This is a genomic window from Sphingomonas sp. J315, from assembly GCF_024666595.1.
GTDB lineage: Bacteria > Pseudomonadota > Alphaproteobacteria > Sphingomonadales > Sphingomonadaceae > Sphingomonas.
Map to the genome: position 1 here is coordinate 1,180,452 of NZ_CP088296.1, position 25,273 is coordinate 1,205,724.

Consider the following 25,273-nt stretch of genomic DNA (forward strand, 5'->3'; position numbering starts at 1 on the left):
GGCGGAGAAGCGCCATGACACCGGTTTCTCAAGCAAGCCAGTGCACGACCGTGAGAACACGGCGATGACGGAGAGGATCATGTCCTGTGATCGCGATTCGCGACTCGGCCGCCCTCCTCCGCAAAACATCCGGCCTCGCGCACTTCGCAGGGTCTTTTGAAGTTACCGGTGTCAACGACACCGTTTGAGAGGGGAATATCAATGCGGTTCACTGTTCGCCGTGGCGGCGCCCGCCTGCTGGCAGCCACTTCCGCCCTTGTTATCGCCACCGCCGCCCAGGCGCAGGACGCGCCTGCCGACCCCGCAGCGGGCGAGGATGAGGAAATCGTCGTCACCGGCTTCCGCGCCTCGCTCGACGCCGCGCTCAACGTCAAGCGCGACTCCGTCGCTGCGGTCGACGCCATCGTCGCCGAGGACATCGCCAAATTCCCCGACCAGAACCTCGCCGAATCGCTTCAGCGCATTCCGGGCATCTCGATCCAGCGCGACGGCGGCGAAGGGCGCGCGATCACCGTGCGCGGCCTCGGCTCGCAATTCACCCGCGTCCGCGTCAACGGGCTTGAGACGATCACCACCAGCCATGACGGTGCCGCCTCGAACCGCGACCGCGCGTTCGATTTCAACGTGTTCGCATCCGAACTGTTCAGCTCGATCGTGGTCCACAAGACCGCATCGGCAGACCTCGACGAAGGCTCGCTGGGCGCGGTCGTCGACCTCAACACCGGCAACCCGCTCAAGGGCAAATATGGGCTGACCTTCGCCGCATCGGCACAGGGCAGCTACAACGACCTGTCCGACACCTGGGGGCCGCGCGTCGCCGGTCTGCTCGGCTGGAAGTCGCCCGACGGCACGCTCGGCACCTCGATCTCCGCCGCGTATCAAAAGACCAAGACCCGGGAGGTCGGCAACAACACCGTGCGCTGGGCACAGGCGCGCTTCGACTCGGTCAACGGCACCAATTGCTGGACCACCGCGAACAGCGGCGGCACCTATGTCCCCAGCGCCGCGTGCGACCAGGCCGCAACCTCGTTCCACCCGCGGATCCCGCGCTATGGCGAAATCTCCCATTATCGCGAGCGCCTGGGCGTCACCGGCAGCCTGCAATGGTCGCCGGGCGACGCAACCCGCCTGTCGATCGACGCGCTCTATTCCAACTTCAAGGGCGACCGCCGCGAGAAATGGGGCGAGGTGCTGCTGCGCTCCAACGAGCGGTCAATCAACGTCGTCAACCCGGTCTATGACAGCAACAACAACATGATCGCCGCGACGCTCAACGATGCGTGGGTGCGGACCGAGCATTTCTTCAAGCAGACCGAAACCGAATTCTACCAGATCGGGGCGAGCTGGGACCAGGACGTCACCGACAATTTCCGCTTCACCCTGATCGGCGGCTATTCGCGCTCGAACGCCGATGTGCCGCGCGAAACCACCATCGTGTTCGATGACCGCGATGCGCAGGGTTACAGCTACGACTATCGCAACATGATGGCACCGACGCTGACCTTCGGAACCAGCGTCACCACCCCGGGCAACTTCCAGCTCGCCGAAATCCGCGACCGGCCGTCGAACGTGCTCAACCAGTTCCGCAACGCCCAGCTGCGCACCGAATGGGACGTGACCGAGGATTTCACGGTCAAGGCGGGCGCGGTGTGGCGGCGCTATAATTACGACATCGTCGCCTTCACCCGCGACACGGCGGTGTGCGGCAATGGCGGCGTCGATCGCGTCCTCGGCACGCTCACCTGCTCACCGACCAGCCTGTTCGGCCCGACCGCGATCTACGGCTTCCCGGTGACGTCTGCCCTGTCGGAACTGTTCACGCTCACCGGTTCGAATGCCCCGACGGGCACGACGACCCAGTGGCTGATTCCGAACCTCGACGCGGCGACCGCCTATACCAACCTTTATGGGCGCACCGCCGCGCTCGACGTCGGCAACAATCGCGGCGTAGTCGAGGAAACCACCGGCGGCTACCTCCAGTTCGATGCGAAGGGCAATCTGCTTGGGCTCGACTATGCCCTCAACGCAGGCATCCGCTATGTCCGCACCGACCAGTCATCCTACGGCATCAACAGCGGTGTCGTGGTCACGGTGGAGCGCGATTACGAGGACTGGCTGCCATCGTTCAATCTCGCGCTCTATCCGTCGCAGGATCTGATCATCCGCGGCGCGATCGCCAAGGTGATGACCCGTCCCTCGCTCGGCAATCTGACTCCGGGCGGCTCGGCCGACGGCTTCAACTATCGCGTGACCAGCGGCAATCCGTTCCTGCTGCCGTTCCGCGCGACCAATTTCGACTTCGCGGTCGAATGGTATTTCGCGCCGCAGTCGATCTTCTCGGTCGCGCTGTTCAAGAAGGATGTCGCGAGCTTCCCGGTCGCGCTCACCCGCACCGGCACCTTCACCGAAACCGGCCTTTCTCCCTCGGTGCTGGTCCCGTCCTCGCCCGCCGCACTCAATCCGGCGCAGCAGTCGCAGCCGATCTGGACGATCTCGACTCCCGGCAATGGTACCGGCGCATCGCTGGAGGGCGTCGAAGTCGCGCTCCAGGCACCGTTCAAGTTCCTGCCCGGCTTCCTGTCGAACTTCGGCGGCATCGTGAACGCGACCTTCGTCGACAGCTCTGCAACCTACACCCAGCAGGGACCGGCGACGACACCGGGCGGGGCGCTCCCGTCGGTGTCGCTCGAAAACACGCTCTTCGGCCTGTCGAAGAAGCAGTTTAATGCGACCCTCTACTACGAAGACAGCAAGTTCAGCGCGCGCGCTTCGGTCAGCTATCGTGACGGCTTCACCGATGCCGGATCCGCGACGGGCAACATCTTCGAAGGCTATGACGCGATCACCAATGTCGACGCCTCGGTCCGCTACAAGCTGACCGACTATCTCGAAGTCTCGGTCGAGGGCACCAACCTCACCGACGCCTATCGCGGTCGCTGGGTCGATATCGGTGCGCGTCGCAATTACGAAAGCAATCATTTCGGCCGCACGATCCTGGTGGGCGCGCGGATCAAGATGTGACCGAGAGAGGGGACATGGCGGCCGGGAGTGAGGCTCCCCTTCGGCCCGGCCGCCGTGAATTTCTCGCCACCGCCGGGGTGACTGCGGCGCTGATCGCGTCCGCCGCCGCCCGCGGCCAGACCGCACCGCCGGCCACCGGAAAGCCGGGGCCGGCGGGGCTTCCCGACCCGACCGAAACCATCGACCTGTGGCCCAGAGGCGCGCCGGGGATGCCCGCGACCCCGCCGGTCGAAACCGTCACCGAACGCAGCACCGACCGCGACCTGACCGACCGCGCCGTGCTGGGCATCACGCGCCCGCGCCTCGTCGTCTTCCGCCCGCACCGCCCCAATGGCGCGGCGGTGATGATCACCCCCGGCGGCGGCTATCGCCACATCGTCATCGACAAGGAGGGCTATGAGCTCGGCCGCTGGCTGGCGGCGCGCGGCTTCACCGTCTTCGTCCTGTTCTACCGCCTGCCGGGTGATGGCTGGGCTGCTGGCCCCAATGTCGCGCTCGCCGATGCGCAGCGCGCGATGCGCCTGATCCGCCACCGCGCGCGCGATTACGGCATCGACCCGCAACGCGTCGCGGCGATGGGCTTTTCCGCCGGCGGGCATCTCTGCGCCGATCTGCTCACCCGCTTCGACGCACGCGTCTATGACCCCGTCGACGCCGCCGACCGGTTCAGCGCGCGCCCCGACGCCGCCGCGCCAATCTACCCCGTGATCAGCATGAGCGCGCCGCACGCCCACCCCGGCTCGCGCACCTTGCTCGTCGGCGACACCGCGGATGCCGCGCGCGAGGCGGCGCATTCGCCGCACCGCAACGTCCCCGCCAATGCCCCGCCGACCTTCATCGTCCATGCCGAGGATGACGCGGTCGTTCCGGTCGAAAACGCCCTGCTGCTGCGCGCGGCATTGCGGGCGAAGAACATCCCCGTCGAAACGCATCTCTTCGCCCATGGCGGCCATGGATTCGGCCTGCGCCGGACATTGGGCAAGCCCGTCGCGATCTGGCCCGACCTGTTCCTCGCCTGGGCAACCGGCATCCTCGTCTGAACCCAAGGGAAGTAGCCATGCGTATCAACCGTCGCGACCTGATCGGCGCCGCCTCGATCGGAGGCGCGCTCTCGACCTTTCCCGCGGCGCTGGCGACCGAGACCAAGGCTGCACCGACCGCCCCGGACTGGAAGCGCGGCTTCGACAATCAGCGGATTCCCGACCTTGGCGATGGGCGTTTCCTCAACCCGCTCATGGCGGGTGACCATCCCGATCCGACGATCCTCAAGGACGGGAAGGACTATTACATGACCTTCTCGACCTTCGACTCCTACCCCGGCCTGGTCATCTGGCATTCGCGCGACCTGATCAACTGGCAGCCGGTCGGCGCAGCGCTCACAAAGAATATCGGATCGGTCTGGGCCCCCGAACTGTGCAAACACAATGGCCGCTACTTCCTCTACATTCCGACCAAGGGGCCGAACACCAGCTGGGTGATCTGGGCCGACAGGATCGAGGGGCCGTGGAGCGATCCGATCGACTTGAAGCTGCCCAACCATATCGACCCCGGCCATGCGGTGGGCGAGGATGGCTCGCGCTGGCTGTTCCTGTCGGGTGGCGACCGCGTGCGGCTGTCCGACGACGGCCTGTCACGGATCGGCGAGCCCGAGCATGTCTATGACCCGTGGCGCTATCCCAAGGACTGGATCGTCGAGGGCTTTGCGCCGGAGGGGCCGAAGATCACGCGCCACAAGGGCTGGTTCTACATGATCACCGCCGTCGGCGGGACGGCGGGGCCGCCGACCGGGCATATGGTGATCGCCGCGCGCTCACGCTCGATCCACGGGCCGTGGGAGAATTGCCCGCACAACCCGCTGGTCCGCACCACCTCACTGCAGGAAAAATGGTGGTCGCGCGGCCATGCAACCTTGGTCGAGGGGCCGGGGGGTGACTGGTGGAGCGTCTATCACGGCTATGAAAATGGCTATTGGACGCTGGGGCGACAGGCGCTGCTCGATCCCGTAGAATGGACCGATGACGGCTGGTTCCGCATGAAAGGCGGCGACCTGTCGCAGCCGATCGCCAAGCCCAGGGGCGGGACGAAGAGCGGCCCGCACGGCATGAAGCTGTCGGACGATTTCGCCACGCTCGCGCTCGGCACCAAATGGAATTTCTTCCGCCCCGCCCCTGATGAACGCACGCGCGTTCGCGTTGCGAAGAACGTCCTGCACCTCGACGCGCGCGGCACCGCGCCGTCCAGCTCGTCGCCGCTGCTGCTGATCGCGGGCGACCCCGCCTATCGCTTCGAATGCGATATCGAGATTGCACCGGGCGGGACCGCCGGCCTCATCCTGTTCTACGACGACAAACTCTATTGCGGCCTCGGCTTCGACGAGAAGCGCTTCGTGACCCACCAATACGGCATCGAACGCGGCCGCCCCGCCAACCCGCATGGCCGCAAGATGCGGCTGCGCGTCACCAACGACCGTCACATTGTCACCTACGACACCAGCGGCGATGGCGGAAAGACCTGGCACCGGTTCGATCGCGGCATGGAGGTTTCGGGATACCACCACAATGTCCGCGGCGGCTTCCTGATGCTCCGCCCCGGCCTCTATTCGGCGGGTGCAGGCACGGCGAAGTTCAGCGATTTCCGGTTCGAGGCACTGGGATAAGACGATGGCGCGTCAGGATGCGGAGCGGCTGGTGGAGCTGAGGACTACATAATACTTGTTCATTACTGTTCATCATTGTCCAATTATCTAATTTGTTCTTGACGTTACGTATCGTCCGTGATTGCCTGCGTTCGCTACCGAACGTGCAAATTCGCCTCATTTCGTGGGGTCGTATATTGGGCGGGATCGGGAGTGGATTTGACCAGCTCACGAGCTGACAATGGCACTGACTGCACTCCGCATCGCCAAGGCGAAGCCAGGAACTTACTGCGACGGCAAAGGCTTGCTGCTTCGCGTCACGCCGACTGGGGCGAAAAGCTGGATGCTCCGTATCCAGCACCAAGGGCGCCGACGCGACTTCGGACTTGGGTCCACGGACTGGGTTACGCTCGCCGAAGCGCGAGCCGCTGCTGCTGCTCTTCGCGCCGATATCAAGAAAGGTGTTGAGTCGATCGGCCGCGAGTCCAAGCGCAATATAACTGCAAAAGCACAGCCCATTCCAACATTCGATGAGGCCGCAAGGAAGTGTTACGAGACTCTGTCCGAAGGATGGGACGATCGACGAAAGAAAAACTGGCTTTCCAGCCTTGAGAACCACATTTTTCCGCTTATCGGGAAGAAGCCGATCGACACGGTGGACAGCGCGATGGTCCGCGGAGCGCTGGAACCGATATGGCTGAAGATTCCGGAGACGGCGCGCCGAATTCTTCAGCGTATCTCCGCCGTCCTTGATTTCGCCCATATCGAAGGGTGGCGCCGCGAGGAAACCTCACTTCGGACAGTGATCAAGGGTCTCCCCAGACAGACGGATCGCGGCAAACATTTCGAAGCGATGCCATATGCGGAGGCGCCCAGCCTGATCGATCGCTTGGTCAGCGAGCCCACGGTCAGCCGCGATGCGCTGCGTCTCCTGATCTATACGGCTGCCCGTTCGAACGAGATCCGTAACGCGACATGGCCGGAGTTCGATCTCGATGCGGGCGTGTGGTCGATACCAGCGGAGCGCATGAAGGCCCGAGTGGCACATACTGTTCCATTGTCCGCGCCCGCGGTCGCCCTCCTCAAGACATACTGGCGCGCGCGGCGAGGCGATGACGCGCTGGTGTTCTCGATCGGCGGTAAGAAGCCTCTTTCCGACATGACGCTGTCCAAGCTTCTCAAGGCGCTGAACGTCGGCAGTTACACTGTGCATGGCTTCCGAAGCAGCTTCACCGACTGGGCGGCGGAGCGGACACGCTTTCCCAAAGAAGTGGCCGACAAAGCACTCGCGCACCGGATTCCTGACCAGGTCGAGGCCGCCTATCGGCGTACTGACTTCTTCGAGAAGCGCGGGAAGCTGATGACCGCGTGGGCGAACTATCTCCACGGCCAGAGCTCGGCCAAAGCTTCAGTTCCCGCTTCGAACAGCCGCGCGCGCAAGAAATGAGCTTAGGCTCTCTGTGGTCACACGGCTGCTCTTGCCAATCTTGATCATCTCGATCTCACCGGATGCAATCAGCTGATAGACTCGAGTCCGTCCGATCGAAAGTAGGCCCGCCGCCTCTTCGATGGTCACGCAAAGCGGCCGCAAGGCGCCAGCTACAGGTTCCAGAGTCACCGAGGGTTTGCGCTGGAGCTTCCTCACCTGCCCCGCTCCCTGGCGGCCTGACCGCGCATGAACGCCCTGTCGCCCTCAAGGAAGGCCTGGAGCATTGCCGGGACCAACTCGGCGACGGGCTCCGCCACCCCATAGGTATCCGCATAGAAGGCCGCATAATCGCTCAGTGCCGTCATCAGGGTCGGTGGAAGGCTTACCGAGATCTTCACCGGCGTGCGATCGGGCAGCCTGGCAAGCTTGATCTCAGGCATCTATTTCCCTCCCCGCCAAGGTCGCAGCACAATGTCCTTGTGGAGGACCACCCGAAGCGGCCAGCCTGGCCGCACCCTCAGGGTCGGCTGGATGTTGAGATTGCGCGTGACGAGCTGATCTCCTGCCCTTGCGCCGCTCTGCTGCGCGGATTCGCGGATGGCGCGGACCAGATCGCTTTCGCCGCTGCCAAAGCTGAGTTCGGTGCCAACACCGAGCAGCGTCGACAGCACGACGCCTTTCAAGAGCTGCCAGGTGTGACGGTCGATCCGGTCTGATAGCCCCGCATAGCCCTGGGTATCGGTCGCGGGCACATTGTCGATGCGGATCGAGGAGCCGTCCGGCAGGATGATCCGCTGCCAGACGAGCAAGGCGCGGCTCTGCCCGAATGCGACGACGCTGTCATAGCTGCCGATCAAACGCGAGCCCTGCGGGATCAGTAGGATCCTGCCGGTCACGCTGTCATAGGCGTTCTCGGTCACCTGCGCTGCCACCAGCCCCGGTAAGTCGGAGTTGAGCCCAGTGATGAGGCTTGCCGCGATCAGGCTTCCGGCACTGAGCGTGTAGGGCGAAGGCGCTGCGGTCAGCGCATGCGGATTGGTGTCCTCGTCGCGGTTCGCGCGCCCGACCAGCTCATTCTTGCGTGCCTGAGCATTGGGGTCGAGATCGGGATCGAGGAAGGGTTTGGCTCCTTCGGGCGCAGAGGGTGTATCGGCGGCAACGGCGGTTGCGGGTGCCGCCGTGGCGCGCCCGCCTGCGAGCTGCAGCATGACGCCGGACTCACGCGCCGTGCGGCGCTCGGCAGCCGCTCGCTGACGCTCGGCCTCAGCGTCCTGCGCCACCTTGGACGCCACGTCCGCATTCGGATCGGCCGAAAGCGGTCCACCGAGCTGCCGCTGGCGCTCGAGAATCGGCCGCCCGAGATCACCGGGAAGCGGCGGCCCAAGCTTCGGTACGTCACCATACCCCGCCGGCGCGCCCGCGAGCGCGTCAGGTGGCGCTTTCGTGCCGATCTGCTTGTCCTCGCCCGGTGCGATCAGGCTGAGTGTCGCCGGTTTCAAAGCAAGCCAGGCGGCGCCGGCAATAGCGGTCGAACCCGCCGCTGCGATGGCAATGATCGCGCCACGCCGGAAGCGGGTCACCCGTCCAGGCGATGCCCGCAGGACCAGCGCTTCAGGATCGGCCTTTGGCATCGTGGTATCCGGTGGAGCGGGCGCGTCGGTCACGACACCCTCCCCGCCTCACGACGCGCCCGCCGCTCAGACGTGCGCTCGATCCGAACGACTTTCTGCTTCTTGCCGCCAAGGCGCAGCTCGGCCGCACCGAACAGGCGATCGACGACATAATAGCGTCCGGCGACGCGGTAGTTGACGAGCTGGGCTTCGCCATCGTCGCCGATGACGAACAGCGGCGGCGCCTCGCCAACCGCGATGTTCGGACTGAATTCGATATAGGTCTGCCGCCCATCATCGAACGCGCGGATCGGTCGCCAGGCGGGTTTGTCGCCACCGATCGCATAGTCAAAGTTGAGGCTTTCAACCGTCACCCCCGACGCAATGGGCGCCGCCGCCCTAGCCTCAGCCTCGCGCCGGCGGATCGCGACGAGCTCATCTTGCGGATAGCTCCAGGACAATGCCGCCATTGCGCTTGCGGCGGTGCTCTGAAGATGAAGGTGATAGGCTCGCCTGTCGGTGGTAATGACCAGATTCGTGCTCAATCCGGCCGCGAATGGCTTCACCAGGATATGGACGCGCTTGCCCTCGCCGCTTCCACTGGTGGTGTCGCCGACTGTCCAGCGTACCGTATCGCCGGCCGCCACCGAGACGATCGCCTCGCCGACCTGCAACATGATGTCGGTCACGCGCTCAGGCGCGGCATAGAGCCGGTAGAGCGCTCCTTCCGAATAGGGATAGATCTGAACGGCATTGATGTAGCCGTCGCGCGAAGGCTCACGCAACGCAGCCCGGTTCGCAGCTGTCACACGATCGACCGACGATACGGTCTCACGCGCGTGCACGGCGGCGGGCGTGGCGAGCACGATCATGTTCGCCGACAGGAGGATGGCACGGATCATCGGGCGTTCCTTTCAGGGGACGGCGCGGCGGCTGGCTGCGAGAGGTTCGGATCGAGAGGCGAGCCGAGAGGGAGGCCGGCGGGCGGTGCTGTAGCTGGGGTTTCCGCCGGAGATGGGATTGGCTGTGAGGAAGGCGCACGTTCAGCAGGCGCTTCCAACTCGCGGCTCCAGTCGATCGCATCGACATAGAGCCCAAGCGGATTCTTGCGCAGGACATCGGCAGAGCGCGGGGACTGTACCTTTACGGTTAGCATCGCGGTCCAGCGTGACGTACCGGCGAGGCTGCCACGCTCATAAGCGCTCTCGGTCCATTTAACCTGAAAGCTGGTGTCCGACGCGCGCACCACGCTCGTGACCTGTACCGACACGGTCTTGCGGCCAACCTCGGCGAACGGATTGGAGGTGCGGGCATATTCGCCAAGGAAAAGCGCCCCGCGCTCGGTCGCGAAATCGTAGGCCGACAGCCAGTTCTCGCGCATCAGCACCGGATCGAGCGAGCGGGACCGCAGATTGGTGACGAACCGCCCAAGGTGCCAGGCGATCTGGGGATCTGTCGGCCGATAGTCGACCGCGGCGGGCGCGACACTGCGCGCCTCACCCAGGCGATCGACCTCAATCACATAGGGCACAACCCGGCTCTGCATCGACTGCCAGACCAGCGCGGCCGACAGGCCTGTGGTCAGGAACAGCCCACCGAACGCCATCAGGCGCCAGTTCCTGGCCTGCACGCGGGCGGAACCGATCCGCTCGTCCCAAAGCTGCCCGGCACGCTGATACGGCGTTTCCGGCTCGGGCGTTCGCCCATATCGCTCGACGGCACGCTTGAATCGCATGATCTAATCCCTTTCCCGGATGTCTGGAGTAATGCCCGCGCCGCCGCGATCTCCGCCCTGAATGGTGTGGACCGCCATCTGACGGCGGTGGCGGGAGGCTTGCGTGGACTGGAGCTTCTGCGCCCAGGCCGGCATGGACCCGGCGGGTTCTGGGGCGCTGCCGGAGGCCCCACCGCTTCCGGCGGCCCAGACAGCCTGTCGGCCGCGTTCGGCTGCAGCACGAAGGCCAAAAGCGTTGCGAACCCTGTCGCCGGCCGCCCCCTTGGCAGCGCTTGCCATGCCGCCAAGGCCCGCGCCGACGCTGGACTGGCCGGAAGTTTCCTGCCCAAGCTTGTAGGCGGTCGATGCGGCGCTCCCCATCGTCGTGCCGGCACGGATCGCGCCAAGCCCGGCACCAGCGATGCCCCGCGCCGCGCCGATGGCGCCAGCGCCGCCCATCGCGATACCGCCGGCGGCCAGCGCGGTCGTGGCGATCGCCGATCCGGCGCCCAGTTGCGGCGCGCCCGCCACCAAGCCGGAGGCAATGCTGGGGCCGAAGATCGCAAGCCCGAAGATCGCGAGGCTCGCAAGCATCAGCGAGACCGCCTGCTCGATCGACACCGTGTCACCCGTGATCGCGTTGGTGAAGTCAGCGAAATAGTTCGAGCCGATGCCGACGATGACAGCGAGCACCATAACCTTGATGCCGGAGCTCACGACATTGCCGAGCACGCGCTCGGCAAGGAACGCGGTATGGTTCCACAGCGCGAACGGGACCAGCACGAAGCCGGCAAGGCTCGTCAGCTTGAACTCGAGGATCGTGATGAAGAGCTGGATCGCGAGGATGAAGAAGGCCGCGATGACGACAATCCAAGCGATCACCAGTACCGCGATCTCGATGAAATTCTCGAAGAAGCCGACCGGTCCGACCAGTTCCTTGGCCTGTTCGAGCAACGGCCAGGCCGCTTCGAACCCGGTTCCCGCGAGCCGCCCCGGCATCAACAGGTCCTCGGCGGTGATCGCACCTCCCCTGCGGTCAGGCCAAGGCCGGCGAAGCTGCGAAAGACGATGTCGGACAGCGTCGAGAAGCTGTTCAGGATGAGCGCGAAGACCCCGACATAGAGGATCTTCTTGAGGAACTTGGCGAGCACGTCATCCTCGCCGCCCAGCGCCCAGAACAGGCCGGCAAGCGTGATGTCGATGCCGATCAGGATCGTGGTCAGGAAGCCGACATCGCCACCCAGCAGCCCGAAGCCGCTGTCGATGTAGCGAACGAACGCATCCATGAACTGATCGATGACGTTGAGGTCGTCCATATGCGTGGATTCCTGCGTGAAGCCTCGAAAGGTGTCGCGGGGACCGGAGACCGAGGGGGCGAGCCACCTGGCCCCCGCGACGGAACGGCGCTGGCTGGGGGCGAAGACCAGCGCCGCCCAGCTCATTGCCGCGGCGTGTAAGCCTTGCCGTCGCCAAGGAAGCGGTTGGTCCGCTCCCGCGCCTCGCGCTCGGCCTGACCACGTTTCGCGGCCTCGAGCGACTCGCTGCGGAACTGCGCGGCCATCAGCGTCTGGATCTGGAACTGCTGCTTGGCGGTCAGCGCGAGAAGCTGGTTGGTCGCCTGGCTGACCTGCAAGGATCCCTCGGCGCCCTGGCTCCTGTCGACGATCGCCTTCAGGGTCTGGGCATCATCGCGAACATTTTCGACGATGCCGCTCTGAACGGTCATCGTCTGCCGGAACGCGGCCATTTCAGTGTCGAGTCGCTCCTTGGCGGAGGCGACGCGCTGGTCGCGGCCCAAGACCTGATCGAAACTGTCGGGAAAGAGTTGGCGGAACCGCTCGTCGAGCTGGTCGACGCGGAAGTCGATCCCCTGCGCCTGCCCCATCAGCCGATCGATCTCGGCGAGCTTCTGGCGGAGCTGGTCGAGCTGCGGGAAGTCGATGCGGGTCAGGTTCTTGCCCTGGTTGATGAGCATCCGCGCTTCGTTCTGGAGGCTTTGGATCTGGTTATTGATCTGCTGGAGCGTTCGCGCGGCGGTGAGCAGGTTCTGCGAGTAGTTCGACGGGTCGAAGACACTGAGCTGCGCGGACGCCGGCATACTCGTCATGACACCTGCGGTCAGCGAACCGACTGCTCCCGTTCCAAGCAGGGCGGCGATCACATATTTCTTCATTGGGCTTCTCCTTCGGGGACTGAGGGATCGGGAAAATCGGCGAGCAGCGATGCGGCCCAAGCGTGGCCGGCATTCGTGAGGAAGCGCGCGGCGAAATTCGCGGCGCCATGCTCGGCAAGCAGCGCATCGATGGTTTTCTGGGTTTCAGGATCGGACGCGCCGCACAGCGCCAGGGCGATCGGGCCGAGGCCCAGCTCGAACAGGCGATTGCCGCGGGTCGACTGGAGATAATAATGCCGCTTGGGCGTCGCCCGGCTGACCAGTTCGATCTGCCGCGCGTTCAGTCCGAACCGGACATAGGCGGCCTGGCTCTGCGGCTCGATCGCACGGTCGTTCGGGAGCAATATCCGCTGCGGGCAGCTCTCAATGATCGCGGGCGCAATTGTGCTGTCGGCAATATCGGCGAGCGACTGGGTGGCGAACACCACGGCGACGTTGCGTTTGCGCAGCACCTTCAGCCATTCGCGGATGCGTGCCGCGAACAACGGGTGATCAAGAAACACCCAGGCTTCATCGAGGATGAGCAGCGTCGGCCGCCCCGTGAAGCGCGCCTCGAGCCGATGGAACAGATAGGTCAGGACCGGCGCGACCACGCCCGCCTGCCCCATCAGCGCTTCGGTCTCGAAACACTGGACATCGGCGATGGCTAGGTCGTCTTCCGCCGCGTCGAGCAGGCGGCCGAACGGCCCTTCCAAGGTATAGGGCGCCAGCGCGGAGCGTAGTGGTGCCGACTGGAGCAGCAGCGACAGGCCGGTGAGTGTGCGTTCCTCGACCGGCGCGGTCGCGAGGTTCGTCAGGGCCGACCAGATTGTTTCCTTGATCTCGGGCGTGACGAGCACTTTTTCGTGGGCGAGCAACGCGCCGATCCATTCCGCCGCCCAGGCACGCTCGTCGGCCGTGTCGATATGCCGCAAGGGCTGAAAGGCGATGGCCCTGCCCCCTTCGCCATCCTCGCTGCCAAGGCCGAGCGCATGGTGTGCGCCGCCCATCGCGAGAACGGCGGCACGCGCCGAGAATCCCTTGTCGAAGATATAGACCTGACTGTCGGGATAGCGCCGGAACTGGAGCGCAAGCAGTGCGAGTAGCACCGACTTCCCCGCCCCTGTCGGGCCAACGATCAGCATATGGCCGACGTCGCCGACATGGGTCGAAAGCCGGAACGGTGTCGAACCACTGGTCTCGGCATAGAGCAGCGGCGGACCGCCCAAATGCGTGTTTCGCGCCGGCCCGGCCCAGACCGACGACAGCGGCATGAGATGGGCAAGGTTCAGCGTATGGACGAGCGGCTGGCGGACATTGGCATAGGCATGGCCCGGCAGGCTCGACAGCCAGGCTTCGACCGCATTGATGCTCTCACGGATGCAGGCGAAGCCGAGCCCATTGACGATCCGCTCGACCGCACGAACCTTCTCCTCGACGCGAGCACGATCGTCGTCGGCGACGGTGATCGTCGTTGTCAGATATCCAAACGCGACATGGTCGGCGCCGAGTGCCTGCAGGGCGAGGTCGGCGTCGACCACCTTGTTGTCGGCATCACTGTCGAGGAGCTGGACGGGCTGGTTGTAGATGACCTCGCGCAGGAGCGCCGTGATCGACTTGCGCTTGTTGAACCATTGCCGACGCAGCTTCGTCAGCGTCCGGATCGCGTCGGTCTTGTCGAGCGCGATGAAGCGGGTGACCCAGCGATAGCTGAAGCCCTCATGGTTGAGCGCGTCGAGAATACCGGGACGGCTGAGGTTCGGGAAACCCAGGATGGTGAGGGTGCGCAGATGCTCGGCGCCAAGCATGGGCTCGAGACCGCCGGTCAGCGGCGTGTCCGTGAGCACGCCATCCAGATACATCGGGGTTTCGGGGACGGTGACCGGATGGCGCCGCGTCGAGATCGTGCCGTGCAGGAAGGTCAGCGTCTCGGCATCGTCGAGCGCGCGGACCTCGGGCATGAAGCCGCTGAACAGATCAAGAGCGCGATCGGTTTCCGCGATGAAGGCCGCCAAGGCCTGGCGCCAGTCGCGCCCTTTCACCTCGTCGCTGCGCTCGACCAGCGCGCGGCCCGCCATGTCCGCTTGATCGGGCGAAGGCAGGAAACTCAGTGTCAGATGATAGCAGCTCTCGAAATGCGCTCCCGCACTCTCGAACGCGGCGCGGCGTTCTTCCTCGACAAGCCAGGAAGCCGCTTCGGGGAAATGACTGGCCGGATAACCCAGCGCTTCGCGTCGCTCGGCTTCGAAATGCAGCACCCAGCCCGAGCCGAAGCGCTTGAGGGCATTGTTCGCGCGCGCGCACGCCCCGACCAGTTCGGCCTCGGTCGCGGATTCGAGGTCTGGCCCGCGGAAAGCGAGCACGCGCATGAAGCTGCCGTCCTTGTTGAGGACGACGCCGCGCGCCACCAGCGCTGCCCAGGGTAGATGATCGGCAAGCCGGTCGGCGCGGCTGCGATATTCGCGAAGGTTCAGCATGACAACCGCCCCTTCTGACGAAGGTGGCGGGCGAGTACCGGCGCGAAATCGGGATCGCGCTTCGCCGCGAACACAGCGAGCGTGTGCCCGAACGCCCAGATGATGAGGCCCGCGATCCATTGCTGGAGGCCGAGCCCGAGCGCCGCCGCGAGCGTACCATTGACGATCGCGATCGCGCGCGGCGCTCCGCCAAGCAGGATCGGCTGGGCCAGCGCCCGGTGCATCGGCGCCTCGAAGCCGTCGATATGCTGCCCGGTGCCGATCACGAGATCAGCGCCCCGCCACCGAAGCTGAAGAAGCTCAGGAAGAAGCTCGACGCGGCAAAGGCGATCGAGAGACCGAAGACGATCTGGATCAACCGGCGGAACCCGCCCGCGGTCTCGCCGAACGCCAGGGTCAGACCGGTTACGATGATGATGATCACCGCGACGATCTTGGCGACCGGTCCCTGCACCGACTCCAGCACCTGCTGGAGCGGTTCTTCCCAGGGCATACCCGAGCCCGCCGCCTGCGCGGTTGTTGCGATAGCGAGACCGAGCGCGGCGACGGCCGCGACGGTGACGATGTTGCTGGTTTGAGAGATGCGGGACAGACGCATGGCTATTCTCCTTCGCAATGACTGGTGGGATCGGGGGTGAGGTCGAGGACCGCGTAGTTTCCGTCCGGGTCGAGGCCCGCGACGCGCGCGACGGTGTCGACGCGGCGGGCGAGCCCTCGCCCTGAGATGAACACGACCATGTCGATCGCTTCGGCGATCAGCCGACGCGGCACAGTGATCACGCTTTCCTGCACCAGCTGCTCGAGCCGATAGAGCGCGGAGACGGCGCTGTTCGCGTGAACCGTGGCGATGCCGCCGGGGTGGCCGGTGTTCCAGGCCTTGAGCATGTCGAGGGCTTCCCTGCCCCGGACTTCGCCGACGACGATGCGATCGGGGCGGAGGCGCAGCGTCGAGCGCACGAGATCGGCCATGCTGACGCTGCCGGATCGGGTCCTCAGCGCAACGACATCGGGCGCGGCGCATTGCAGCTCGCGCGTGTCTTCAATGATCAGCACGCGCTCATCGAGATGCGCCATCTCGGCAAGCAAGGCATTGGCGAGCGTCGTCTTGCCCGAGCTTGTGCCGCCGGCGACCAGGATGTTCCGGCGTTCGACCACGGCCAGCGACAGCAACCGCGCGGTTTCAGCGGGCATGATGCCGTCAGTCACATAGTCGAGCAGCGTGTAGATGCGTGCCGCGGGCTTCCGGATCGAGAAACAGGGCGCGAGACTGACGGGGGGCAACACCCCCTCGAACCGCTCTCCTGCTCCGTCGCCATGCGGCGGCAATTCGGCCGATATGATCGGCGATACCGCATTAGCCTCGGTGCGGGCATGGCTCGCGACCAACCGGATGATCCGTTCGATCTGGGCGGGGTCATAGCGGATACCGGTATCGACGCGGCCCTCGCCGAGCCGGTCGAGCCGGAGCAGCCCGTCGGGATTGACCATGATCTCGATGACCGCGGGATCCGCGAGCGCGCCGGTGATCGCCGGTCCCATCGCGGTGCGGAGCATGGCACGGCGGCGCTCGGCCGAGAGCAGTTCGCTCATGACCGCGCCTCCGCCATGTCGCTGGTATCGAGTGTGCGCTTGCCACCGGCGATCTGGCGACCAAGCTGGGCAATGAAGCGCTCGAAACGCTGATTACCGACCGCCAGCGCAGCAGCATCGGCCTCGGGCAACGGCGCCGTGACGGTCAGCTGGTAGCGAACGAAAAGGGCCAGCGCTTCCAGCACCACCTCGATGTCGCGTCGGCTTGCACCGACCTCACGCGAGATGCGATCGAGCCGGACCTTCAGGAGATCATCGACCTCCTTGCTCGCGCCCCGCGCCAGCCAGGTCTTGAGAGCCTCGTTGACGATGCGCGACTTGTTGCCGCCGCGCCGGATCACCAGCGCGTCGAGCGCATTGCTGAGGTCAAGATCGATGTAGAGATTTTGGCGGACTTTCATCGCTCAGATCCCCGGCATCAGATCTGGAGTCTGGGACTGGTTCATCGCGTGGCCGCGCACGAGCGAGGCACGCACGCGATCCATCACCCGCTTGTCGGCGGCGGCATCGGGGTCGTCGCGATCAGCATCGAGGAGCTCGAGCTGCTTTGCGGGTTCGGCCTTGGCGGGCTTCACCTCGATCCCGGGATGCCGTTGCTGTTCGAGGCCGCCTTCGCTCTCGACGGCATCGACCTGTTCCACATTGAGGCGCGTATCGACCGCGCTGACGCAATCGCTCCAATCGTCAGTGCGCGGACGCGGCCGGTCGCTATAGCCTTCCGCCTCCAGCGCTGGCGGGGTCGCGAGCCGGGTTCGGAAGTTGCGATCCTCATAGTAGCGAAGCTTCCTGGCGCGGATCGGCGCCATGCCGGAGATCAGCACCAGCTCGTCGGCGGGCGGCAGCTGCATCACCTCGCCCTGCGTTAGCAGCGGGCGTGCGGTCTCCTGCCGGCTGACCATGACGTGCGCGAGCCAGGGCGCGAGCCGGTGTCCGGCATAGTTGCGCATCGCGCGCTGCTCGGTGGCGACGCCGAGTGCATCGGAGATCCGACGCGCCGTGCGCTCGTCATTCGTGGCAAAGGCGACGCGCACATGGCAGTTGTCGAGGATGGAGTTGTGCTCGCCGTATGCCTTTTCGATCTGATTCAATGACTGGGCGATGAGGAATGCGCGCACGCCATAGCCCGCCATGAAGGCCAGGCTGGTCTCGAAGAAATCGAGCCGCCCGAGCGCCGGGAACTCGTCCAGCATCATCAGGAGCTTGTGCTTGCGGCCCTCTGCCCGATCGGCATCGAGCTTCTCGGTCAGGCGGCGGCCAATCTGGTTGAGCACGAGGCGAACGAGCGGCTTGGTCCGCGAGATGTCCGAAGGCGGAATGACGAGATAGAGCGAGACCGGATGTTCGGCCTCGACCAGGTCGGCAATGCGCCAGTCGCATCGCGAGGTCACCGCCGCCACGGTCGGATCGCGATAGAGACCGAGAAACGACATCGCGGTCGACAGCACGCCGCTGCGCTCGTTCTCGCTCTTGTTCAGAACTTCTCGCGCGGCGGAAGCCACGACGGGATGAACCTTCGGCGCATCGGTGCTACCGACATGGTTGGTCTCCATCATCCGCTTGAGCGTGGCAACGAACGGGCGCTGCGGGTCGGAGAGGAAGGTCGCGACGCGGGCGAGCGTCTTCTCTTCCTCGGCATAAAGAATGTGTAGAATCGCGCCGACCAGCAGCGAGTGGGAGGTTTTTTCCCAGTGGTTGCGCCGCTCGAGCGCCCCTTCGGGATCGACCAAAATATCTGCGATGTTCTGAACGTCGCGGACTTCGTCGGTTCCCCTGCGGACTTCCAGTAGCGGATTATACTTGGCCGATGCCGGATCGGTCGGGTTGAACAACAGCGCGTGGGAGAAGCGCGAGCGCCAGCCGGCGGTGAGCTGCCAGTTCTCGCCCTTGATGTCGTGGACGACCGTGCTGCCGGTCCAGCTCAGGAGCGTGGGGACAACGAGCCCGACGCCTTTGCCCGAACGTGTCGGCGCGAACGCCATGACATGCTCTGGTCCGTCGTGACGCAAATAGCGCCCGCGAAACCGCCCCAGAAAGACGCCCGCGTCATTGTGAAGGCCTGCCCGGACAAGCTCGCCGGACGTCGCCCAGCGCGCCGAACCATAGGTCGTTACATGCCGCGATTGCCGCGCACGCCAGAGCGATCCGGCGATCGCCGCGGCGCAGCCGAGGAAACCGCTGGCCCCGGCAAGCGTACCAGCCTTGTCGAAGACATGCGGCGCATAGGCGTCGTACGAATACCACCACCAGAAAATCGCCCAGGGGCGATAGATCGGGAGGTTGCCGATCTGGAACCAAGCCGTACCGAGCTCCGCTTGGTAGCCGAGCATGGCCGCGCACCATTGTGTCGCGGCCCAGACGCCCGCCACGACGATCGCGAACACGACGAGGATCTGGCCGATCAGCAATTTGGTGGGGGTCATGAGGCGCTCCGCCCGCAGGCGACAGTCCGCCCCGGTTCAGGCCTCGAAGAATTGAGGACTTGGCGATTCGAGAAAATTACGCCCTTGGCGCGCCACTAGGCGTCTCTACGCGCCATCGCCGATGAGAGCGGTCGTTCAGAGCGTGTGCTCGAGCGTATAGCTGCGGATTTCGGGCGTGACACTTCGAGCGCCGATATCGCAGGTCACGCTGATGCGACTTGCAGTGGCGGCAGCCATACCGCCAAAGAGGGATATGCCCCGACCCAAGCACCGACCGCTTACGCAAAGCGTCGCCCAAGAACTGCGCCGTATCTCGCTTTCGGAAGCGCCGGGTGTATTCCTGGGGTCAGAAAAGGATCTGATGGGCGCGCTTGGTGTTAGCCGCCCGACTTTTCGGCAAGCGGTCAACTTGATCGAGCACGAGCAGCTGCTTTCGGTGGTTCGCGGCGTCAAGGGCGGCATCTTCAGTCGTCGGCCAGACATTGGCGGAGTGATTTCCTCGGCATCGACTTTCCTGATCTCGCGCGGGACGACTTTGGGGGATCTGCTTCTGACAACTACGTCGCTGTTACGTGACGCCGCTGCGCTGGCGGCTGGATTCCAAGATGAAGCGCTCAGAGCGAGGGCTGGGGAGCTTCTGAAAACGTTGGCTGCGGCCGAGAATACACCGCAGGACCTCGCAAGATTTCAGCACGACGAAATTACGCTGATCACCTTACTTTGTGAGATGGGGAGCAACCCTGCTGTCGAGCTGTTGCTGCGAATGATGTATTCGCTGGGCGTTTCCGCCTTTCCCTCCATTTTCGAGGGGCGCGAAGATTTGATGCAATTTCGTCGGACAGCCAGAGTGCGGCTGCTCTCGGCGATCGTTGCTGGGGATGTCGAGCAAGCGCAACGTGCGAGCCGCCAGAATGCGCATTTCTCGCGGTCACGCATCGATCCTTCGCTGCTCGATCAGCGAATGATAACGCCGGGAACGGCTAGCTGACCTCAGGATCGGTGTAGTAAGGCTTTCGCTGTTCGGCATGCGCGTTTAGCGCTTCAATTTGATCGGGGCCAGCCAGAAGACCGACTTGGGCTTCGGATTCAGACAATAGGGCGACCTGCGGCGACACCGATTGAGTCTCGTTCAGGAGTTGCTTTGCCGCCCGAACGGCGCGGGGTCCCTGCTCCGCGATGGAACTCGCCAGTTCGAGTGCCGCGACGTGAGGATTCGCCGCCAGCTGGGTAACGATGCCCATCGACGCCGCCTCGATCCCCGTGAACACGCGCGCGGTATAGATCAGCTCGCGCAGCACATCCTCCCGAACGATCGAACGCAGCAGGACGGTGCCCGCCATGTCGGGAACGATTCCCCAGCGAACCTCCATCAGCGAGAATTTAGTGTCCGGCGCGCTAATGCGAATGTCGGCGCCGAGCGGGATCTGCAATCCGCCGCCAAAGGCGACGCCATGCAGCGCGGCAATTACCGGGACCGGAACTTCGCGCCATGCCAAGGCAGCTTGCTGGTAGCGATTAGCGAGTCCGTGGCTGCGCGACTGCATCGCCTGTTTGCCCTCGTCGCTCATCAAAGCCTGGAGGCTTTCCAAGTCTATTCCTGCGCAGAACGCCTTGCCTTCTCCAGAGAGAACTACTGCCCGGATCGTCGGATCGACTGCGACCGACTCCGCGGCCGCGATGAGAGCATCAAACATCGGCCCATCCAGAGCATTCATCTTGAACGGGCGGCGCAATCGAATATCCGCGACGGCGCCCGCTCTCCCGATCGAGACGCGATCGCCGATCATGCGCTCCTGAAGTTGGCGCATCAGGCGCGCTGATTGAAGCGGCGGCCGACCAACGCCGATGCGATATTGGTTTTCTGGACGTCGGTTGTGCCGCCCGCGATGCCCCAGGCGTAGCTGTCGCGCACGCGCTGCTCCATGCGATACTCCTTGGAGTAGCCATAGCCGCCCATGATCTGCAGCCCCTTGGACGCGACCTCGACCACCATTTCGTTCGAAAAGCATTTGGCGAGCGAGCTGTCGAGGATCGAGGGCAGACCCTGGCTGGCGTTCACCGCGGCGCGATAGATCAGCAGGCGTGACGCTTCGACCTTCATCGCCATTTCGGCGAGCTTCAGCTGGATCGCCTGGAAATCGACGATCGGCTTGCCGAACTGATGGCGTTCCTGGGAATATTCGGTCGCCTCCTCCAGCGCAGCGGCGGCGATGCCCAGGCCCATGGTGGCGTTGCCGCAGCGTTCGAGGCTGAACGCGGTCATCAGCTTGCCGAAGCCGCCCTTGGGCACGATCAGATTGTCCTTCGACACGCGTACTTCGTCGAGATAGATGTCGGCCGAGGGGATGCCGCGAAAGCCCATCAGACTTTCCGGGCGTCCGAAGCTGATCCCTTCGCGCTCCTTCTCGACCAGCACCGCGCCGATGCCCTTGGCGCCCGGCTCATCATCGAAGCGGCAATAGACGATGTAATAGTCCGAATGGCCGCCGCCCGAGCACCAGCGCTTCTGGCCGGTGAGGACGATCTCGTCACCGTCATAGCGGGCAGCGGTCTTGAGATCGGTGAGCGCGGTGCCTGCTGCAGGTTCGGACATCGAGACCGCGACGATCTTCTCGCCCTTGATGACCTCGGGCAGGATACGCGCCTTGAGCTTGTCGCTCGCGAAATGCTCGACGGTGCGGACGGGACCCGTGGCGCTCTCGAACACCGGAAATGCCACCGCCACCGAGATCATTGCGAATTGTTCGAGCACCAGCAGTGCCTCGAGATGCCCGAGGCCCAGGCCGCCATATTGTTCGGGCAGGTTAACGCCGAGAAAGCCCATTTCGGCGTAGCGTTTGCGCATCGCGTCCGGGACCGGACTCGCTTTCTCCTCAAGCTCCCGCGCCAGGTCCGAGAGTTCCGCGCGGGCGAACTTGCGCGCGGCTTCCTGCAGTTCGCGCTGGGTGTCCGTGAGCCGAAATTCCATGTCTATCTTCCCGTCACGAGTAGGATCAGGCGGTGATGTGGCCGCCGCCGTTCACGCTGAGATGCTGACCCGTAATGAAGGCCGAGGCAGGCGAGAGCAGAAAGGCGATCGAGTAGGCGGCTTCGTCTGGACTGAGGAAGCGGCCGAGCGGGATGTTCGAAAGATATCGGTCCCGGAACTTCTCGCTGCGTGCGATCTCGGTCATCTCAGTTTCGACGACCCCGTAGGCGACGCTGTTCACGCGGATGCCGTGACGGCCCCATTCACGGGCTGCGCTCATCGTGATCCCGAGCACTCCGGATTTCGCGGCACCATAATTGATCTGGCCGATCGTTCCCTTGCGACCGGCATCGGAGGATATGTTGACGATAGCGCCCGGATTGGCCTCGCCCTCTTTGGCTCTGGCGATCATCGTTGTGCCGACTGCCTGCAGCATGTTGAAGACGCCGGTGAGATTGACATCGATCACGGCCTGCCAATCCTCGAGAGTCATCTTCTCGATCATCGCCGTACGGGTGATCCCTGCGTTGTTGACCAGACCATCGACCGCACCGAACCGGGCGATATGTGCGGCCATGGCGCGGCCCACGAACGACCGGTCGGTAATGCTGCCGCATTGCACGAGAATGCGCTGTACATCGAATGCCGAGGCGGCTTCGCTAAGCCTTTCCTCATTGCGATCGAGCAGCGTTACATGCGCGCCGAGTTCGTACAACAGATGAGCGGTCGCCAGTCCTATTCCCTGCGCGGCGCCCGTAATGATCACGCTGCGGCCATCGAGTGACATCGGGTTGATCATGTTCGTCTCCATTCTGCTATCGCGCCTCGCCGCCGAGGGTCTCGCCCGAGGAATTACCCAGCGTCCAGCCACCGTCGCATTGGAAGATCGAGCCAGTGACATAGGCCGATGCGTCGCTTGCGAGGAACATCGCCATCTCGGAGACATCGCTTTTCTGTCCGAAATCACGCAGCGCTATGCGGGCCTTCCAGGACGCTTCTTCCTCTGCTGTGGGAGTGAGACGCGCCATGCCCTCGGTACCGCCGATCGGGCCTGGTGAAATCACATTCACGCGCACCCCCGCCGGGCCCCATTCCATCGCCAGGACCTTCACAAGCATGTTGATGCCAGCCTTCGCTGCGCAAACATGTGCCTGGAACATCATCGGGTTCGTCGCCTGACCCGCGCTGATCGCGATCAGCGATGCACCGGGTTTGCGAAGCAGCGCATAGGCGGCGCGGAATATGTTGAAGGTACCATTGAGATCAATGTCGATGACGGTGCGAAATCCGTTCGCCGACATGCCGAGCGCGGGCGCGAGAAAGTTTCCGGCAGCACCTGATATGACGATGTCGAATTCGCCGAACCTGTTCCGCGCGAGTTCAAGCCCCGCCTCCACCGAGGCATAGTCCCGCACATCGAGGCTGACACCGATGGCCTCGCCACCTCTCCCGCGCAGATGGTTCGCGGCGTTCTCGGCCTTTTCGGCGTCGCGGCCGGCTATGGCTACGCTTGCGCCCGCATCCGCATATGCCTCTGCGATACCAAGATTGATGCCGCTGGTGCCGCCGGCGATGAAGACCGACTTGCCTCGCAAGAGGTCAGGACGAAAGACTGATCGGGTCATGAACTGTCCAGTAAATTATGAGCTGATCTGCTTTCAGCCCTTGATACGGACCGGCAGCCGGGTCGGGCTGCGCACGAGATTCGAGAAAGCGTAAGTGGGCGGTGTAAGCACCTCGATCTCGAGTCCGCGGGCCAGCACTTCCTCCCACAATACGCGCAACTGCATTTCCGCCAGGCGCGAGCCGATGCAGCGATGCGGCCCCATGCCAAATGATAGATGCTGGCGTGCGTTCGGTCGTTCGATCCGGAGACGATCGGGCTCATCGAACACGCTCTCGTCGCGATTGCCCGAAATATACCACATGGCGACCCGGTCGCCTTCCTTGATGATTTTACCGCCAAGCTCGATGTCGCGCGTCGCGGTTCGGCGCTCATAGATGACCGGTGTCTGAAAACGGATGATCTCGGACACGGCGTTGCCGAGCAGTTTCTGATTTGCCTTGAGCTTCGTCCACTCATCGGGGTTCTGCGCAGAATCCCCATACCCCGCCCGACATAGAGTTGCGGGTGGTGTCGTTTCCGCCGACGAGGAAGAGACCGAAGACGCTGGTGATTTCCTGAAGCGACGCGTTGCGCATCTCCGGGTCGTGCGCGAGGATCGAAATGATGTCGAAGCCCGGCGGCTCGCTCTGGCGTCGCTGCCAGACCTCCACCATCGACATGTAGAACTCCTTGAGAACCTCCTGCCTTTCTTCCTCCGTGCTGATGGGACTCTCCGGATCCTCAAGATCAGCGGTAATGATGTCCGACCAGCGCACCAGCCGGCGGCGATCTTCCACCGGATGTCCGAACAGCGTGGCCAACATCATCGAGGTGAGCTCGACGGATACATTCTCGACCCAGTCGAACTCCTCGTTGCGGGGCAGCGCATCGAGCGTACGGCCAGCCCGCTCGCGGATAAGAATTTCCATCTGGCCCAGGCTCTTTGGGGCGACGATGCCCGTGACGCTCTTGCGCTTACGCGTGTGGTCGGGCGGATCCATCTGCATGAAGCTCTGGCTCGTCTTGCGATCATCCAGGGTCACACCTCCGCGCGAATAATGGGAAGAGAAGCCGTCTGGGTCGGTATCGACCCGGACGATGTCTTCGTAGCGTGTGATCGACCAATAGGGTCCGCTGCGGCTGTCGGCGCAGTAATGCACCGGATCGTCTGCCCTGAGCTTCGCGAACAGCGGTCGCCAGGAATCGTCGCGGAAGATGCTCGGACGGCTGACATCGATCGTCTCGATCGCACCGCGAATCTGAGTGTTCATTGCCCCGTCCTTTCTCATTGGCCTTCCGGCACAAGCACGACCAGCCCGTCGAGTTCAGGCGTGAGGATCACTTGGCACGCCAGCCGGGAGTTAGGCTGGACATCGGCCGGAGCGCCTTCGAGCATCGATTCTTCAGTCGAGCCGGGTTCGGCCGTGCCCACGCGTTCGATCCAGTCGCTGTCGATATAGACATGGCAGGTCGCGCACGCGCACTGCCCCCGCAATCGCCATAGATCCCGGGCACGTCATGCTCGACGGCGGCGCGCATGAGACTTTCCCCTTCCGCAACCGTTGCAAAGATCTGTTCCTGGGAAGGGAGTCCGAAAACGATGCGCATCTCATTTCTCTTTCGTGCGGTGCCAGTCGAAGCATCAGAACCA

Annotated in this window: 24 protein-coding genes and 1 pseudogene; 5 read left to right on the forward strand and 20 right to left on the reverse strand. The window is 64.2% G+C overall.

Translation table 11 applies throughout. The annotated features are described in order from the left end of the window. Positions 1-201 precede the first annotated feature (201 nt). The 4 genes from LRS08_RS06105 (at position 202) to LRS08_RS06120 (ending at position 7,103) form a co-directional block, all read left to right on the forward strand. On the forward strand, positions 202-3,021 hold the full coding sequence (locus LRS08_RS06105) for a TonB-dependent receptor (protein ID WP_257844492.1): 2,820 nt from the start codon (positions 202-204) through the stop codon (positions 3,019-3,021). Between the two features lie 14 nt (positions 3,022-3,035). Continuing rightward, positions 3,036-4,061, forward strand: coding sequence for an alpha/beta hydrolase (locus tag LRS08_RS06110; RefSeq protein WP_257844491.1), 1,026 nt, complete (start codon positions 3,036-3,038; stop codon positions 4,059-4,061). A 17-nt stretch (positions 4,062-4,078) separates the two neighbouring features. Continuing rightward, complete coding sequence (locus tag LRS08_RS06115) at positions 4,079-5,677, forward strand: family 43 glycosylhydrolase (RefSeq protein WP_257844490.1); 1,599 nt, start codon at positions 4,079-4,081, stop codon at positions 5,675-5,677. Positions 5,678-5,897: 220 nt separating this feature from the next. Beyond that, on the forward strand, positions 5,898-7,103 hold the full coding sequence (locus LRS08_RS06120) for a tyrosine-type recombinase/integrase (RefSeq protein ID WP_257844489.1): 1,206 nt from the start codon (positions 5,898-5,900) through the stop codon (positions 7,101-7,103). Here LRS08_RS06120 and LRS08_RS06125 read toward each other — a convergent pair. The 13 genes and pseudogenes from LRS08_RS06125 to LRS08_RS06185 all read right to left on the reverse strand — a co-directional run bounded on the left by LRS08_RS06125 (position 7,065) and on the right by LRS08_RS06185 (position 19,048). Then, positions 7,065-7,301 (reverse strand): helix-turn-helix domain-containing protein, encoded by a 237-nt coding sequence (locus LRS08_RS06125; protein WP_312026669.1) that lies wholly within the window; start codon positions 7,299-7,301, stop codon positions 7,065-7,067. The two genes, LRS08_RS06120 and LRS08_RS06125, sit on opposite strands and share 39 nt — an antisense overlap. Then, positions 7,298-7,525 carry a DUF2274 domain-containing protein gene (locus tag LRS08_RS06130; RefSeq protein ID WP_257844488.1) on the reverse strand — a complete coding sequence of 76 codons (228 nt, stop codon included), beginning with the start codon at positions 7,523-7,525 and terminating at the stop codon, positions 7,298-7,300. Before LRS08_RS06130 ends, LRS08_RS06125 begins: the two co-directional genes overlap by 4 nt. After that, complete coding sequence (locus LRS08_RS06135; protein WP_257845481.1) at positions 7,526-8,716, reverse strand: TrbI/VirB10 family protein; 1,191 nt, start codon at positions 8,714-8,716, stop codon at positions 7,526-7,528. 29 nt (positions 8,717-8,745) lie between these two features. Continuing rightward, positions 8,746-9,597: a P-type conjugative transfer protein TrbG gene (gene trbG, locus LRS08_RS06140; RefSeq protein WP_257844487.1), complete on the reverse strand. Its 852-nt coding sequence runs from the start codon at positions 9,595-9,597 to the stop codon at positions 8,746-8,748. Beyond that, a complete protein-coding gene (gene trbF, locus LRS08_RS06145) occupies positions 9,594-10,430 on the reverse strand; it encodes a conjugal transfer protein TrbF (RefSeq protein WP_257844486.1) in 837 nt (278 codons plus the stop codon). Before trbF ends, trbG begins: the two co-directional genes overlap by 4 nt. A gap of 3 nt (positions 10,431-10,433) precedes the next feature. Beyond that, positions 10,434-11,725: pseudogene (gene trbL, locus LRS08_RS06150) on the reverse strand (P-type conjugative transfer protein TrbL). Positions 11,726-11,847: 122 nt separating this feature from the next. Further along, positions 11,848-12,582 (reverse strand): P-type conjugative transfer protein TrbJ, encoded by a 735-nt coding sequence (gene trbJ / locus LRS08_RS06155; protein ID WP_257844485.1) that lies wholly within the window; start codon positions 12,580-12,582, stop codon positions 11,848-11,850. Beyond that, on the reverse strand, positions 12,579-15,038 hold the full coding sequence (gene trbE / locus LRS08_RS06160; protein ID WP_260481455.1) for a conjugal transfer protein TrbE: 2,460 nt from the start codon (positions 15,036-15,038) through the stop codon (positions 12,579-12,581). The genes trbJ and trbE overlap by 4 nt, the downstream gene beginning before the upstream one ends. After that, a complete protein-coding gene (locus LRS08_RS06165) occupies positions 15,032-15,304 on the reverse strand; it encodes a VirB3 family type IV secretion system protein (RefSeq protein ID WP_257844484.1) in 273 nt (90 codons plus the stop codon). Before LRS08_RS06165 ends, trbE begins: the two co-directional genes overlap by 7 nt. Continuing rightward, positions 15,301-15,636, reverse strand: a complete 336-nt coding sequence (locus LRS08_RS06170; protein WP_257844483.1) for a TrbC/VirB2 family protein — start codon at positions 15,634-15,636, stop codon at positions 15,301-15,303. The genes LRS08_RS06165 and LRS08_RS06170 overlap by 4 nt, the downstream gene beginning before the upstream one ends. Positions 15,637-15,638: 2 nt before the next feature. Continuing rightward, complete coding sequence (gene trbB / locus LRS08_RS06175; protein WP_066581922.1) at positions 15,639-16,628, reverse strand: P-type conjugative transfer ATPase TrbB; 990 nt, start codon at positions 16,626-16,628, stop codon at positions 15,639-15,641. Beyond that, positions 16,625-17,029, reverse strand: coding sequence for a CopG family transcriptional regulator (locus LRS08_RS06180; RefSeq protein ID WP_066581919.1), 405 nt, complete (start codon positions 17,027-17,029; stop codon positions 16,625-16,627). The genes trbB and LRS08_RS06180 overlap by 4 nt, the downstream gene beginning before the upstream one ends. 3 nt (positions 17,030-17,032) lie before the next feature. Next, entirely contained in the window at positions 17,033-19,048 is a 2,016-nt protein-coding gene (locus tag LRS08_RS06185) for a conjugal transfer protein TraG (protein WP_257844482.1), read from the reverse strand. Positions 19,049-19,301: 253 nt separating this feature from the next. On the opposite strand from LRS08_RS06185, the gene LRS08_RS06190 reads away from it, so the two are divergent. Continuing rightward, entirely contained in the window at positions 19,302-20,036 is a 735-nt protein-coding gene (locus LRS08_RS06190) for a FadR/GntR family transcriptional regulator (RefSeq protein ID WP_257844481.1), read from the forward strand. Here LRS08_RS06190 and LRS08_RS06195 read toward each other — a convergent pair. The 7 genes from LRS08_RS06195 to LRS08_RS20040 are packed head-to-tail and all read right to left on the reverse strand — an operon-like array spanning position 20,029 to position 25,054. Then, the gene (locus LRS08_RS06195; protein ID WP_066581957.1) at positions 20,029-20,835 is read right to left on the reverse strand and encodes a crotonase/enoyl-CoA hydratase family protein; all 807 of its coding nucleotides are present in this window, start codon (positions 20,833-20,835) and stop codon (positions 20,029-20,031) included. The genes LRS08_RS06190 and LRS08_RS06195 overlap by 8 nt on opposite strands. A gap of 20 nt (positions 20,836-20,855) precedes the next feature. After that, positions 20,856-22,016, reverse strand: coding sequence for an acyl-CoA dehydrogenase family protein (locus tag LRS08_RS06200; protein ID WP_075150236.1), 1,161 nt, complete (start codon positions 22,014-22,016; stop codon positions 20,856-20,858). Positions 22,017-22,041: 25 nt separating this feature from the next. Beyond that, complete coding sequence (locus tag LRS08_RS06205) at positions 22,042-22,815, reverse strand: SDR family NAD(P)-dependent oxidoreductase (protein ID WP_257844480.1); 774 nt, start codon at positions 22,813-22,815, stop codon at positions 22,042-22,044. Positions 22,816-22,831: 16 nt separating this feature from the next. After that, positions 22,832-23,641, reverse strand: a complete 810-nt coding sequence (locus tag LRS08_RS06210) for an SDR family oxidoreductase (protein WP_066581861.1) — start codon at positions 23,639-23,641, stop codon at positions 22,832-22,834. A gap of 33 nt (positions 23,642-23,674) precedes the next feature. Then, complete coding sequence (locus tag LRS08_RS06215; RefSeq protein WP_260481456.1) at positions 23,675-24,052, reverse strand: cytochrome P450; 378 nt, start codon at positions 24,050-24,052, stop codon at positions 23,675-23,677. Between the two features lie 43 nt (positions 24,053-24,095). Continuing rightward, a complete protein-coding gene (locus LRS08_RS06220; protein WP_260481457.1) occupies positions 24,096-24,893 on the reverse strand; it encodes a hypothetical protein in 798 nt (265 codons plus the stop codon). 14 nt (positions 24,894-24,907) lie between these two features. After that, the gene (locus tag LRS08_RS20040) at positions 24,908-25,054 is read right to left on the reverse strand and encodes a hypothetical protein (protein ID WP_312026670.1); all 147 of its coding nucleotides are present in this window, start codon (positions 25,052-25,054) and stop codon (positions 24,908-24,910) included. Between the last annotated feature and the right edge of the window lie 219 nt (positions 25,055-25,273).